Here is a 13977-nt window from a genome sequence, read left to right as displayed (position 1 = left end):
AGCTTCTGTGAGAGGAAACCGACCCTACCCAGACGGGGCTGTTGCGCTGCCACCCCAAGATCAACCTTCTGAATAACGCTCTAGGACTCACGCGTGAGTCGTACGTCCGGGACCCGTGTGTCGAACGTTTGGGTCGGGTGGGTTCCACGTTCAGGTGTGAGAGAGCGCTCTCTCGGTCGGTGTTACGGGATGACCGGAACGCCCGACTTTCCTTGACTGATACAGGGGGCCGTCTTACGTTCCGCTGTGAGAGCGCTCTCCCAAACCACCTCGCAACGCCCTACGAAAGGGGAGTCGTGATCCCCACCATTCGCCGATGGCGTCGTCTGGTCACCACGCTGGCAGTCGGGGCACTGACCGCGTCGGCACTGACGTTCGTCACCGCTCCCGCCTCGGCGGCGCCGGAACTGCTGTCCCAGGGCAGGCCCGTCACCGCCTCCTCCACCGAGAACGGCGGCACGCCCGCCTCTGCGGCCGTCGACGGCAACGCCGGCACCCGGTGGTCCAGCGCCGCGGCCGACCCGCAGTGGATCCGCGTCGACCTCGGCACGTCCACCGCCATCAGCCAGGTCACGCTGAACTGGGAAGCCGCCTACGCGCGGTCCTTCCAGCTCCAGACCTCGGCCGACGGCAACTCCTGGACCACCATCGCCACCGCGTCCGGCAACGTCGGCGTGCAGAACCTGACCGTCTCGGCCACCACCCGGTTCGTCCGCGTCTACACGACCGCCCGTGCCACCCAGTACGGCGTGTCGCTGTGGGAGTTCCAGGTGTTCGGCGTCCGCAACACCAGCGGTCCGATCGTGCGCGTCGCCGAGTTCCTCGCGGAGTGCCCGTACAGCCACCGACTGCCCGACGACCCGATCGTCGCGCCGAACCTGCCCGGCGCGTCGCACATGCACAGCTTCTTCGGCAACACCACCACCAACGCCCGCTCCACCGTCCAGACCCTGCTGGCCGGCACGAGCAACTGCAGCCCGGGCGTCGACCTGTCCTCGTACTGGGTGCCGACCCTCTACGCGGACAACCAGCCCGTGGAGCCGACCGGCACCACGTTCTACTACCTCGGCGAGGGCGTGCGCGACGACGTGATCGCGCGCATCCAGCCGTTCCCGCTGGGCCTGCGGATCGTGGCGGGCAACGCGAAGGCCACCGCGCCGGACGCCAGCACGATCTCGCGCTGGTCCTGCCTGCACGCCGGGCACGTGGGCGCGTCCAAGGACTTCGTGAACTGCCCGTCGGGCACGATGCTCGAGTCCTACCTGGACTTCCCGCAGTGCTGGAACGGCCGCGACCTGGACTCGCCGGACCACAAGAGCCACATGGCCTACCCGGTGAACGCCGAGTGCCCGTCGACCCACCCGGTGCCGGTGCCGAAGCTGCGCCAGGTGCTGCGCTACCCGGTGAACGGCGACCCGTCGCGGTTCCGGCTCGCCTCGGGACCCGGGTTCACCATGCACGGCGACTTCTTCAACGCGTGGCCGGAGGCCGAACTCGCCCGCCGGGTGCGCGACTGCATCAACCCGATCATCAAGTGCGGCGCGGACGGTCGCCCATGAGGACGTCCCTGATCCGCATCGGCTCGGCGTTCGCCCTGCTCACCGCGCTGATCGTGCCGTCGACCGCCGCGCGGGCGGCGGAGTGCGGCACGGCCAACGCGGCGTTGAACGCGCCGGTCACCGCGTCGTCGGTGGAACCGGGCAGCCCGTTCGCGGCCGGCTCGGCGGTGGACGGCGACGCCGGCACCCGCTGGTCCAGCGCGTTCAGCGACCCGCAGTGGCTGCGGGTCGACCTGGGCACGAGCCGCGAGGTCTGCGGCGCCACGCTCCAGTGGGAGGCCGCGTACGCGACGGCCTTCCAGATCCAGGTCTCGGCCGACGGCTCCGCGTGGACGACTGTGTACCAGACCACGACCGGCGCCGGTGGCACGCAGAACGTCACCTTCACCGGCACGGGTCGCTACGTCCGCGTCTACACCACGGCGCGCGCCACGCAGTACGGCGTGTCCCTGTGGGAGTTCGCGGTCCGCACCGGGACGAACGGCAACCCGCAGCCGGGCGAGCAGCTGCTGTCGTACAACAAGCCGGCGTTCGCCTCGTCGTTCCAGGACGACGGCGCGTGCCCCGGCTGCACCCCGGCGAAGGCGCTGGACTACAACCCGGCCACGCGGTGGGCCACCAGCGCCACCACCGGCTGGGTGGACCCGGGCTGGATCTACGTCGACCTCGGCGCGACGGCCCAGGTCAGCAAGGTCGTGTTGCAGTGGGACCCGGCGTTCGCCACCGGGTTCCAGATCCAGACCTCGGCCAACGCGTCGAGCTGGACCACGATCCACACCGTCACCAACGGCACCGGGTTCAAGCAGACGTTCGCGGTGAGCGGCACGGGCCGGTACGTCCGGGTCAACCTGACCAAGCGCAGCGGTCAGTACGGCTACTCGCTGTGGGAGTTCCAGGTCTACGGCACCGGCGGCAGCCCGACGCCGCCACCGCCGCAGGCCCCGGACCCGGGCAACCCGCTGCGGCTGGTGTGGAGCGACGAGTTCAACGCGCCCGCGGGCACCCGGCCGGACGCGACCAAGTGGCGGCCGGAGATCGGCACCGGGCAGAACGCGGAGTTGCAGTACTACACCGACAACCGCAACGCGTTCACCGACGGCGCGGGCAACATGGTGCTGGAGGCGAGGCGGGAGGTCACGCCGGGCTCGGCGTGCCCGGTCGACCCGGTCAGCGGCTCCGGCACGTGCCAGTACACCTCCGCCCGCATCATCACCGAGGGCAAGGCGTCCTGGACCTACGGCCGGATGGAGGCCCGCATCAAGGTCTCGGGCACCAAGGGCCTGTGGCCCGCGTTCTGGATGCTCGGCACCGACATCTTCAAGGGCACGCCGTGGCCCGCGAGCGGCGAGATCGACATCATGGAGCACCTCGGCCGCGAGCCCAACACGGCGTACCAGACCATCCACGGCCCGGCGTACTTCGGCGGTGGCGGCATCGGCCAGATGCGCGACATCGGCCAGGACTTCGCGAACGCGTTCCACACGTTCCGCGTCGACTGGAACAGCCGGGGCATCACGTTCAGCATCGACGATGTGACGGTCATCTCCATCGACAAGGCCACGGTGGAGGCGACCCGCGGTCCGTGGGTGTTCGACAAGCCGTTCTTCATCCTGCTCAACAACGCGGTGGGCGGTGACTGGCCCGGTCCGCCGGACGCCACCACGGTCTTCCCGCAGCGCATGCTGGTCGACTACGTCCGCGTCTACCAGTGACGGGGTGGGTGCGGTCACGCCTCGCGTGACCGCACCTCCCGGTATAAAGGCTGACGTGGACCGCAGACCAGTCACGTTGGAAGAGGTCGCGCGGATCGCGGGGGTTTCCCGGGCCACGGTGTCCAGGGTCGTCAACGGGGTCGCCACGGTGGACCGTGAGCTGCGCCAGGTGGTGGAGAAGGCGATCTCCACGACCGGGTACACGCCCAACCGCGCGGCGCGCTCGCTCGTCACCCGGAGGGCGGGCGCGATCGGGCTCGTCCTGCCCGACGAGGGCCGCACGGTGCACGACCCGTACTTCGGCCGGGTGGTCAGCGGCGTGCTGCCGGTGATCCGGCCGCTGGGCGTGCAGCTCGTGCTGACCACGGGCGACCACCGCGAGGTGGTGGACGACATCCGGCAGCGCCGGCTGGACGGCGTGATCCTCATCCACACGCACGACGCGGACCCGCTGCCGCGGCAGCTCATCGAGGCGAACCTGCCGGTCGTGCTGGCCGCGCGGCCCGTGCGGCCCATGTCGATCACCTACGTGGACGTCGACCAGGCCGCCGGCGCGGCCCTGGCCGCGGACCACCTGGTCGCCTCCGGGTGCCGCCGGACGGCGACCATCACCGGGCCGCTGGAGACGCCGCCCGGCCAGGACCGGCTGCGCGGGTTCCGCGAGGCCGTGGCCCGGCACGGCCTGCCCGAGCCCGTGGTGGTCGAGGGCGACTTCTCCCGCGAGGGCGGCGCGGCGGCGGCCCGGGAGCTGGCCGACGCGGACATCGACGGCCTGTTCATCGCGTCCGACCTGATGGCGACTGGCGCGTTGCCGGTGCTGCGCCAGTGCGGCCGGCGGGTGCCCGAGGACGTGAAGGTCGTCGGCTTCGACGACAGCAGCCCGGCGGTCGAGTGCGACCCTCCGTTGACGACGGTGCGCCAGCCGGTGGAGGACATGGCCGCCGAGATGGCCCGACTGCTGGTCGAACGGGTCGAGCGGCCCGACCGCCCGGTCAGCTCGGTGGTGTTCGCGCCCACGCTCGTGGTGCGCCGGTCGGCCTGACGCCGGCCGAAGCTGTCGGTTCCCTTAACCCCGGAACGCCGGCCGAGCGCCGTCCGTTCTGTCCGTTGTGCCGACCGCTGACTTCGCGCCCACCCGTTCCCCGGCCCGCTTCGTCGCCCAGGCGGGCGCCGCCGCCGTCCTGCTGACCGTCGCGCTGGTCGGCGGGCTCGACCTCTACCGGCTCGGCGAGTCCACCCGGCACCTGCGCCGCACCATCAGCGAGTACGCGCTCGGGCCGTACCGCTGGGTGTTCGACACCGGGGTGCTGCTGCTCGTGGCCGGGTCGGTCGCGATCCTGGCCGTGCTGGTGCGGCGCGGGGTGGCGCGGTGGCACTCGGCGGGCGCGCTGGCGTTCGCGGCGTGGTCGGTCGGGCTGACCATGGTGGTGATCTTCCCGAAGAACAACTGGGCGATCGGCCCGAGCGTGAGCGGCAGCATCCACCGGTTCGGCAGCCTGCTGGCGTTCGTCGCGCTGCCGGTCGCCGCGACGCTGCTGGCCCGGCCGTGGCGGCGGGACCCGGTGTGGGGCCGCCACGCCCGGTGGACGTTCCGGTTCGGCCTGCTGTCGGCGCTCGCGTTCACCCCGATCCTGTACGCGATCGCGGTGGACGCCCTGGTCGGCACGGCGTGGTGGCGGGTGATCCCGCTCGGGTACGTGGAGCGGCTGCTGGTGCTGACCGAGGTGGTGACGGTGCTGGTGGCGGGTGTGTGGGCGGTCGCGGCGACCCGGACCGCCCCCGCCCCCGCTCAGCCGGCGTACAGGCTGTCCAGCACGTCCCGGTAGCGGGTCTCGATCTCCTTGCGCCGCATCTTCAGGCTCGGCGTGAGGGTGCCGTCGTCCACCGAGAAATCCTTCGGCAGCACGGCGTGCCTCTTGATCGTCTCGTGCCGGGCGAGCTTGGCGTTGGCCGCCTCGACGGCCCGGCGGACCTCGGCCTCCGCGTCCAGGTCGGCGGGCGCGAGGTCGGGGTCGATGGTGACCAGCGCGACGCAGTAGTTGCGGCCGTCGCCGTGCACGAGCACGTTGCCGATGTACGGGCTGCCCGCCTTGACCAGGCCCTCCACCGCCTGCGGCGCGACGTACTTGCCGCCCGAGGTCTTGATCAGCTCCTTCTTCCGGTCGGTGATGCGCAGCCGGCCCGCCTCGTCCAGCTCGCCGATGTCGCCGGTGTGCAGCCAGCCGTCCCGCAGCGTCGCGGCGGTCTCCTCCGGCAGGCCGTGGTAGCCGCGCATGACGCCGCGCCCGCCGATCAGCACCTCGCCGTCGTCGGCGATGCGCACCTCGGTGCCCACCAGCGGCGCGCCGACCGTGCCGAGCTTGTTCGCGCCGGGCCGGTTCACGAAGGACGCGGCCGAGGACTCGGTCAGGCCGTAGCCCTCCAGGATCGTGATGCCCGCGCGGTCGAAGAACTCGCCGACCGGCCGCGACAGCGGCGCGGAGCCGGACACGAAGTACTTGATCCGGCCGCCGACCCGGTCCCGCAGCTTGCTGAACACAAGCTTGTCGGCGATCCTGCGGCGGGTCGTCCACTCCGGGTGCTCGGCCACGGCCAACGCCCAGTCGAACAGCTTCGCCTTCACCCCGCCCGCCTCGCGCATGGACGCCACGACCCGCTGGTGGATCTTCTCGAAGATGCGCGGCGCGGCGGCGACGACGGTCGGGCGCAACTGCTGGAGGTTGGCCGCGATCCGGTCCACGTCGCCGTCCACGGCGGTGGGCACGCCGGTCGCGAGCATGCCGACCTGGAGCACCTTGCCGAACGCGTGGGACATCGGCAGCCACAGGAAGTGCAGGTCGTCCGGGGTGAGGACGCCCAGCTCGCGGATCGCCTCGGCGGTGTAGAGCCAGTTGTCGTGGGTCAGCTCGACGCCCTTGGGCGTGCCGGTGGTGCCGGAGGTGTAGATCAGCGTGGCCAGCCGGTCGGGCGTCAGCTCGTCCACCATCGCGTCGTAGTCGCCCTCGGGGGCGTCCGGCTCCCAGTCCGGCGTGACGACCTTCGCGTCCACCTTGCCGGCCGGCTCCGGGTCCGCGACGACCAGCACGCTCCCGGAGTCGCGGACGATGTGCGAGACGACCTCGGGCGTGCTGCTGGGGTAGATGGTCGTCGTGACGCCGCCCGCGGCCAGCACGGCGAGGTCGGTGAGGATCCAGTCCACGCTGGTGGCGGCCATGATCGCGACCCGGGCCTCGTCCCGCACGCCCAGCTCCCGGAAGCCCAGCGCGCGGCGGCGCACGTGCTCGGCGACCTCCGTCCACGTCAGCGACGTCCACGTGTCGCCGGTGCGGTGGCGCAGGGCCTCTGCGTCCGGGGTTTCCCGCACGCGTTCGCGCAGCAGATCGGGGATGGAACGGGCCACGGTGACCTCCTGGGGGAGCGGCGCTCTAGAGCGGTACTCTAGCGGCGTGGGATCGACTGGTCGGCGAGCCGTGCTGGACGCGGCGCTCGCGCTGGTCGACGAGGGCGGGCTGGACGCGGTCACGATCAGCGCGCTGACCGCCCGGTCCGGGGTGTCGAACGGCAGCGTCTACCACCACTTCGGCAGCCGGGCCGGTGTGTTCGCCGTGCTGTACGGGGAGAGCTTCGCGCACTGCGTCGCGGCGATGCTGCCCGCGCTGGAGGTCGGCGACGCGGAGGAGGCCGTCCGGTCGCTGGTGGCGCGGTACCTGGCGTGGGTGGTCGGGAACCCCGGCCGCGCCCGGTTCCTCTACGCCGCGCCCGCGACCGCCGACCCGGCGGCGAAGGCGGCGGTGTTCGAGCCGGTCGCGCGCTGGTTCGCGGCCCGGATGGCGGCGGGCGAGCTGCGGGAACTGCCGCTGTGGGCGTTGGACCCGGTGGTGATGGGACCGGCGCACGAGTGCGCCCGGCGGCACCTGGCGGGCGCGCTCGACCTGGCCGCCGCGGCCGACCGGGTCGCCGATGCGGTGTGGGCGGCGGTCGCGCCCGTAGGGTGATCGCATGGCCACTTGGGGCGACCTCGCCGCGTACGTGCACGAGACCTACGACGTCATCGCGGAGAACGAGGACGAGATCCGGATCCTGTTCAACTTCGAGCAGTACGACGAGGACGACGAGCGGACCCAGGTGGTCATCCTGGTCCGCGAGGTGCTCGACAAGCTGCACGAGTGGGTGCAGATCGCCTCGCCGATCGGGCTGGCGGCGAACGTCGACCTGCACGCGTTCCTCGCCGAGGTCGGCAACTCGACCATCGCCTGCGGTGCGGCGATCATGGGCGACCACGTCGTGCTGCGGCACTCGCTGCCGCTGGCCGACCTGGACATCCACGAGTTCACCGAGCCGCTGGCGCTGCTCGCGGGCACGGCGGACCGGCTGGAGGAGACCTTCTTCGGCGGCGACGACTACTAGGGGCGCACCGTTGACAGCGGGTGTCCCGGGGTGCTGTGATCCACGCAACAGATAGGAAAGTTTCCTAACTGAGCCGCCGCCAGCGTGTTCCACCTCCACCCCTGTGACCCGTGGGAGGCACCCTGTGGCACCCCGATGGCCCGTACTGCCCCTGTTGGCCCCGCTCGTGGCGGCGGTCCTGTCCGTGCCCGCCGCCTCGGCCTCGACCCTGACCGACGTCGGCGCGGCGGACGTCGGCGCGGCGGCCGTGACCGAGCACCAGGCGGAGAGCGCGTCGATCTCCGGCGGCGTGGTCGAGTCCAACCACGCCGGCTACACCGGCAGCGGCTTCGTCAACTACGACAACGTGGCCGGCGCGTACGTCGAGTTCACCGTGAGCGCCGCGACCGCCGGTCCCGCGACGCTGTCCTTCCGGTACGCCAACGGCACCACCACCAACCGGCCGATGAGCGTGACGGTCAACGGCGGCTCCGCGGTGAGCGTGGCGTTCCCGGGCACCGGCGCGTGGTCGACCTGGTCCACCGGCACGGCCGCGGTGACGCTCGCGGCCGGCGTGAACCGCGTCCGCGCCACCGCGACCACGGCCGGCGGCGGCCCCAACCTCGACCGGCTCGGCGTGGACACCGGCACGACCGGCGCGGGCCGCCCCGCGGACGTCAACGGGCAGCTCCGGGTGTGCGGCGTGAAGCTGTGCAACCAGTACGGCAAGCCGATCCAGCTGCGCGGCATGAGCACGCACGGCATCCAGTGGTACTCGCAGTGCGTCAAGACCGCGTCGCTGGACGCGCTGGCGAACGACTGGGGCGCGGACGTCCTGCGCATCTCGATGTACGTGCAGGAAGGCGGCTACGAGACGAACCCGCGCAAGTTCACCGACCTGGTGCACGGCTACATCGAGGAGGCGACGCGGCGCGGCCTGTACGCGCTGGTCGACTGGCACCAGCTCGACCCGGGCGACCCGAACGCGAACCTCTCCCTGGCGCGCACGTTCTTCACCGAGGTCGCCCAGCGGCACCGGGACAAGACCAACATCATCTACGACATCGCGAACGAGCCGAACAACGTGTCGTGGGCGGGCATCAAGTCCTACGCGGAGCAGATGATCCCGGTGATCCGGGCGCAGGACCCGGACGGCGTCGTGTTCGTCGGCACGCACGGCTGGGGGTCGCTCGGCATCTCGGACGGGCGCAGCGAGCAGGACATCATCTCGAACCCGATCAACGCCACGAACTTCATGTACACGTTCCACTTCTACGCGGCGTCGCACCAGGACGAGTACTTCGCCGCGTTGCAGCGGGCGGCGGCGCGGCTGCCGATCTTCGTCACCGAGTTCGGCACCCAGACCTACACCGGCGACGGCGCGAACGACTTCGCCTACAGCCAGAAGTACCTGGACTTCCTGGCGGCCAACAAGATCGGCTGGACGAACTGGAACTTCTCCGACGACTTCCGGTCGGGCGCGGTGTTCAAGGAGGGCACCTGCGCGGGGTCCACGTTCGCCGGCACGGCCGTGCTGAAGCCGGCGGGCGTCTGGATCCGGGACCGCATGCGGACGCCGGACAACTTCCCGACGAGCTGATCGCCGGAGTCGACCGCATCGGGGCGCTCTCCGCCCCGATGCGGTCGGCGGCCGTGCGCGGAGGAACCCCTTTGCGCCACCAGGACCACGGTCGGCGGGCAGAGGGCGTACCCGGTAACGGTCCCGCGGCCGGTCCCGATCACCGGCGTGCAACCGGGGCCGGCCGAGGCTCCGCGACACGGGGTGGGCCGAATGCTCGCGAGTTCTGCAGCACGACACGGATCCGGATCGGCGGTGGCCAGGCTGTTATCGGTCGCCGTCTTCGCCGTCGCGCTGGTGGTCGTGCCGACGCCGTGGCACGCGCCGGTCGCGGTCGCCGCGACGCCGACGGCGTTCACCGACGTCCCGGCGACGGCGACGGTCGGCACGCCGTACACCTTCGGCGGCACCGTGACCGACGAGAGCCCGGTGGCCGCGGTCGAGGTGTCGACCGACGGCGGCGCGACCTGGCAGGCCGCCGGGTGGCAGGCCGGTCGGACGACGTGGACGCACACCTTCACCCCGTCCGCGTCCGGCCCGGCGCGGCTCGGGGTCCGCGCGCTCGACGCGGCGCTCGGCACGGTCGGCGAGGCGTCCGCGGAGGTCGACGTCGCGCCCCGGGTCTGCCCGTGCGGCCTGTGGTCCGACGCCGACGTGCCCGGATCGGTCGACGCGGTCGACGGCGCGGCGCTGGAACTGGGCGTCAAGTGGCGGTCGACGCACGACGGGCACGTGCGCGGCGTGCGGTTCTACAAGGGGCCGAACAACACCGGCACCCACACCGGCTCGCTGTGGTCGGCCACGGGCGTGCGGCTGGCGACCGGCACGTTCCGCGACGAGACCGCGACCGGTTGGCAGACCCTCGTGTTCGCGTCGCCCGTCGCGGTCTCCGGCGACACCACCTACATCGCCTCGTACTTCGCCCCGGCCGGGCACTACTCGTTCGACCTGGGGTACTTCGCGCGGTCCTCCCGCCGGCTGGAGCCGCTGACCGGGCTCCAGACCGGCGTGGACGGCCCCAACGGCGTGTTCCGCGCGGGCGGCGGCTTCCCGGACACCGGGGCGTCCGACACCAACTACTGGGTGGACGTGGTGTGGGCCCCCGAACCCGGCGCGGACACCCGGCCGCCGGACCTGACCGGCACCACGCCGGTCGACGGCGCGGGCAGCGTCCCCCTGACCGAGGAGGTGACGGCCGCCTTCGACGAGCCGGTCGCGCCGGGCTCCGCCGAGTTCGCGCTCATCGGTCCGGGCGGCCCGGTCGCGGGCGCGACGTCGTCGTCCGGCAACGGGATGACGGTCCGGTTCCGGCCGGACGCCCCGCTGGCGGCCGGCACGGCGTTCACCGCGTCCGTGCGGGTCCGCGACGCGGCCGGCAACGAGACGGCGCCGCGCACCTGGAGGTTCACCACCGGCACGCCGCGCGCGGCCGAGTGCCCCTGCACCCTGTGGGACGACTTCACCACCCCGGCCGTGCCCGCCGGTCCCGACGGGCAGGCCGTCGAACTCGGGCTGAAGGTCCGCTTCGCGGGCAAGGGCGAGGTGCTCGGCGTCCGGTTCCACAAGGGCGAGGGCAACACCGGCACCCACACCGGGTCGCTGTGGACGTCCACGGGGGCGCTGCTGGCCACCGGCACGTTCACCGGCGAGACGACGACGGGGTGGCAGACGCTGACGTTCGCCACGCCGGTCGTCGTCCAACCCGCCACGACGTACGTGGTGTCCTACTACGCCCCGAACGGCCACTACGCGGCCACCCAGCGGCACTTCCAGTCGCAGCCGACGACCTACGGCCCGATCACCGCGCCCGGCGACGGCGCGAACGGCGTGTTCCGCTACGGCGGCGGGTTCCCGGGCGACGCGTACCTGGCGACCAACTACTGGGTGGACGTCGTGTACCGCAACGGGCTCAACGACGACCGGACCCCGCCGACCCTCGACACGCGGACGCCCGGACCGGACGCGACGGACGTGCCGCTCGACCGGCCCCTGACGCTCGGGTTCAGCGAGGCGGTCGACCCGGAATCGCTCTCCGTGACGCTGGCCGACGACGGCGGCGCGTCGCTGCACGGCACGGCCGCGCTGTCGGCGGACGGCCGGACGGCGACGTGGACGCCGGACGGCCCGCTCAAGCCGGGCACCCGCTACTCGGCGCGGGTCATGGCGGCCGACGTCAACGGCAACACCCTGGCGGAACCGGTCACGTGGTCGGTCACCACGCGCGCCGAGGACGCCTGCCCGTGCTCGCTGTTCAGCACCGCGACCGTGCCGACCACCCCGTCCGCGAACGACGCCGGCTGGTACGAGCTGGGCGTGCGGTTCTCCGCCGGGCGCGGCGGCTGGGTCAACGCGGTCCGGTTCCACAAGGGCGAGGGCAACACCGGCACCCACACCGGGTCGCTCTGGTCCGCCGCCGGCGAGCGGCTCGCGACCGGCACGTTCACCGGCGAGACGGCGACGGGCTGGCAGACGCTCGTGTTCGCCGAACCCGTGCCGATCGCCCGGGACGCGGTGTACGTGGCCTCCTACACGACGACCGTTGGGCACTACTCGGTCGACCAGCGGTACTTCACCCGCCGCAACCCGGTGGTCTCGTCGCCGCTCGTCACGTCGGGCGGCGCCGCGGCGGGCGTGTTCGCGCCGGGCGGCGGCTTCCCCGACCGGTCCTACGAGGGCAACAACTACTGGGTGGACGTGGACTTCACCCCGTTCACCGACACGACGCCGCCGGTCCACATGGGACACACGCCGGCCGACGACGCGGCGGACGTCGAGTTGGGCGGTGCGCTCACGGTCACCTACGACGAGCAGGTCAGCGTGACGGGGACGTCCTTCCGGGTGGTGGACTCGCACGGCGTGACCATACGCGGCACGCTGACCCGTGCCGACGGCAACCGGGCGCTGGTCTGGACGCCGGTCGCGCCGCTGGTCCGGGGCACCGCGTACACCGCGACCGTGCGGGCGGCCGACGTGTTCGGGAACGTGGCCTCGGAGACCGTGACGTGGTCGTACACGACGGGCGACCCGCCGTGCCCGTGCTCGCTGTTCAGCGAGGCGGCGGTGCCGGAGGTCCCGGAGGGCTCGTACTTCGGCGGCGCGGGCATCGGGGTGAAGTTCGTGCCGGCGGTCGACGGGTTCGTGACCGGGGTGAAGTACTACAAGTCGGTCGCGAACGGGGGCACGCACACCGCCGCCCTGTCGCTGCCGGACGACACGACGTTGGCCACGGGGACGTTCCTCGGCGAGACGGCGTCGGGGTGGCAGCGGATGACCTTCGCCGAGCCGGTGCCCGTGACGGCCGGGACGACGTACCTCGCGTGGTACACGACGTCGCAGGGGCGTCAGTCGGAGACGCCGGGCTACTTCGCGTCGGGTGGCGTCACCACGCCGCGGTTGACCGCTCCGGGCGGGCCGGATACGCCCAACGGGATGTTCGGGCGCATCCAGGGTTTCCCGGACTTCCCGAGGACGGCCACGAGCCACAACTATTGGGTGGACGTGGTGTTCACGACGGAGTAGGGGGCTTGCGGTGGAGGGATCGGCGGGGGTCGTCGGGCTGGGGGTGGCGGCGGCGCGCAGGGGTGATGTCGCGGAGGCGGAGGTCTGGTACCGCGCGGCTGCCGAGGACGGTGCGGTGGACGCGATGAACCTGCTGGGGCTGCTGTGTGAGGAGAGGGGGCGGGTCGGGGAGGCGGTGTGGTGGTACCGGCGGGCGGCGGGCTCCGGTGACGTGGTGGCGATGCACGGGTTGGCGCGGCTCTCGCGGGCGGCGGGGTCGGTGGATGAGGCGCGGGGGTGGCTGCGGCGGGCGGCGGAGCGGGGTGATGTGGAGGCGGTGATGGCGCTCGCGGAAGGGGAGGCGGTCGGGGAGGCCGAGGAGTGGTACCGGAGGGCGGCGGAGATGGGGCACCCGCGGGCGCTGGCGGTGGTCGGCACGCGGTTGCGGGTGCGGGGGGAGGTCGGTGAGGCGGAGCGGTGGTTGCGGCGGGCGGTGGAGGTGACCGAGGAGCCGCTGGTCGGGTTCTTCATGGTCGAGCTGGGGGAGCTGTTGATCGAGCGCGGGGAGGTGGAGGAGGCGGAGGTGTGGCACCGGCGGGCGGCGGAGGTCGGGGAGGTCGGCGCGTGGGGGCGCCTCGGTGCGGTGTTGGTGGCGGCCGGGCGGTTGGCGGAGGCCGAGGAGTGGTTCCGGGAGGCGGCCGGTCGGCGGGGGCCGGCCATGGCGGACCTCGGGTTGCTGCTGGTGCACCGCGGTGAGTTGGTCGAGGCGGAGCGGTGGTGGGGGCGGGCGGTGGAGGCGGGGGTCGGTCGGGTGAACCACGCGTTGTGGGGCGCGTTGCCGGCGTTGGGCGGTGCGGAGTGGGGGCGGCGGGAGCGGGCCGGTGGTCACGTGGCCGTGGTGGTGGGGGTACTGGCGCGGGAGGCCGGTGACGTGGAGAGGGCGGAGAGGTGTTTTCGGCGGGCGGCGGATGAGGGGAACACGTGGGCGATGTACGAGATGGGGATGTTGCTGACCCGGTGGGGTGATGCGGGTGCGCGGGCGCGGAGGCGTGGGTGGGGGCAGCGGCAGGGTTGGGGTCAGGGGGAGAGGGCGGAGAAGTGGTTCCTGAGGGCGGCGGAGGGCGGGCACGTGGACGCGATGTTCAGCCTGTCGGCGCTGTACGAGGGGACTGCGGAGGGGGAGATGTGGTGGAAGCGGGCGGTGGAGGGGTTCGGGGCGTGAACGACCGGAAGCGCCCTCGCC

General features: G+C 72.5%; 10 protein-coding genes. 9 read left to right on the top strand and 1 reads right to left on the bottom strand.

Annotation, left to right across the window (positions count from 1 at the left end; all coding sequences use genetic code 11):
* Positions 1–296 precede the first annotated feature (296 nt).
* From ACWEFJ_RS31720 to ACWEFJ_RS31705, 4 genes are all read left to right on the top strand, one after another.
* A complete protein-coding gene (locus ACWEFJ_RS31720; protein WP_378096111.1) occupies positions 297–1559 on the top strand; it encodes a DUF1996 domain-containing protein in 1263 nt (420 codons plus the stop codon).
* Positions 1556–3271: a discoidin domain-containing protein gene (locus tag ACWEFJ_RS31715; RefSeq protein ID WP_449715988.1), complete on the top strand. Its 1716-nt coding sequence runs from the start codon at positions 1556–1558 to the stop codon at positions 3269–3271. Before ACWEFJ_RS31720 ends, ACWEFJ_RS31715 begins: the two co-directional genes overlap by 4 nt.
* Before the next feature lie 55 nt (positions 3272–3326).
* Complete coding sequence (locus ACWEFJ_RS31710) at positions 3327–4313, top strand: LacI family DNA-binding transcriptional regulator (RefSeq protein WP_378096116.1); 987 nt, start codon at positions 3327–3329, stop codon at positions 4311–4313.
* A gap of 67 nt (positions 4314–4380) precedes the next feature.
* Positions 4381–5097 (top strand): DUF998 domain-containing protein, encoded by a 717-nt coding sequence (locus ACWEFJ_RS31705; protein ID WP_449715987.1) that lies wholly within the window; start codon positions 4381–4383, stop codon positions 5095–5097.
* Here ACWEFJ_RS31705 and ACWEFJ_RS31700 read toward each other — a convergent pair.
* Positions 5061–6671 carry an AMP-dependent synthetase/ligase gene (locus ACWEFJ_RS31700; RefSeq protein WP_449715986.1) on the bottom strand — a complete coding sequence of 537 codons (1611 nt, stop codon included), beginning with the start codon at positions 6669–6671 and terminating at the stop codon, positions 5061–5063. The genes ACWEFJ_RS31705 and ACWEFJ_RS31700 overlap by 37 nt on opposite strands.
* A 46-nt stretch (positions 6672–6717) precedes the next feature.
* Here ACWEFJ_RS31700 and ACWEFJ_RS31695 point away from each other — a divergent pair, with 46 nt between their 5' ends.
* The 5 genes from ACWEFJ_RS31695 to ACWEFJ_RS31675 all read left to right on the top strand — a co-directional run bounded on the left by ACWEFJ_RS31695 (position 6718) and on the right by ACWEFJ_RS31675 (position 13956).
* Positions 6718–7266 (top strand): TetR/AcrR family transcriptional regulator, encoded by a 549-nt coding sequence (locus ACWEFJ_RS31695; RefSeq protein ID WP_378096125.1) that lies wholly within the window; start codon positions 6718–6720, stop codon positions 7264–7266.
* Positions 7267–7270: 4 nt separating this feature from the next.
* Entirely contained in the window at positions 7271–7678 is a 408-nt protein-coding gene (locus ACWEFJ_RS31690; RefSeq protein WP_378096128.1) for a type III secretion system chaperone family protein, read from the top strand.
* A 154-nt stretch (positions 7679–7832) separates the two neighbouring features.
* Positions 7833–9257 carry a cellulase family glycosylhydrolase gene (locus tag ACWEFJ_RS31685; RefSeq protein ID WP_449715985.1) on the top strand — a complete coding sequence of 475 codons (1425 nt, stop codon included), beginning with the start codon at positions 7833–7835 and terminating at the stop codon, positions 9255–9257.
* Positions 9258–9491: 234 nt separating this feature from the next.
* A complete protein-coding gene (locus tag ACWEFJ_RS31680) occupies positions 9492–12755 on the top strand; it encodes a DUF4082 domain-containing protein (protein ID WP_449715984.1) in 3264 nt (1087 codons plus the stop codon).
* Positions 12756–12765: 10 nt separating this feature from the next.
* Positions 12766–13956, top strand: coding sequence for a tetratricopeptide repeat protein (locus ACWEFJ_RS31675; protein ID WP_449715983.1), 1191 nt, complete (start codon positions 12766–12768; stop codon positions 13954–13956).
* Positions 13957–13977: the final 21 nt, after the last annotated feature.

This window comes from Actinosynnema sp. NPDC004786 (assembly GCF_053601135.1).
The sequence above is the reverse complement of the archived record's forward strand: the minus strand, read 5'-3'. Positions and strand labels throughout refer to the sequence as shown.

Coding starts and splice junctions, on each gene's coding strand:
- ACWEFJ_RS31715 (WP_449715988.1), top strand. CDS start 1,556: ATGAGGACGTCCCTGATCCGCATCGGCTCGGCGTTCGCCCTGCTCACC.
- ACWEFJ_RS31690 (WP_378096128.1), top strand. CDS start 7,271: ATGGCCACTTGGGGCGACCTCGCCGCGTACGTGCACGAGACCTACGAC.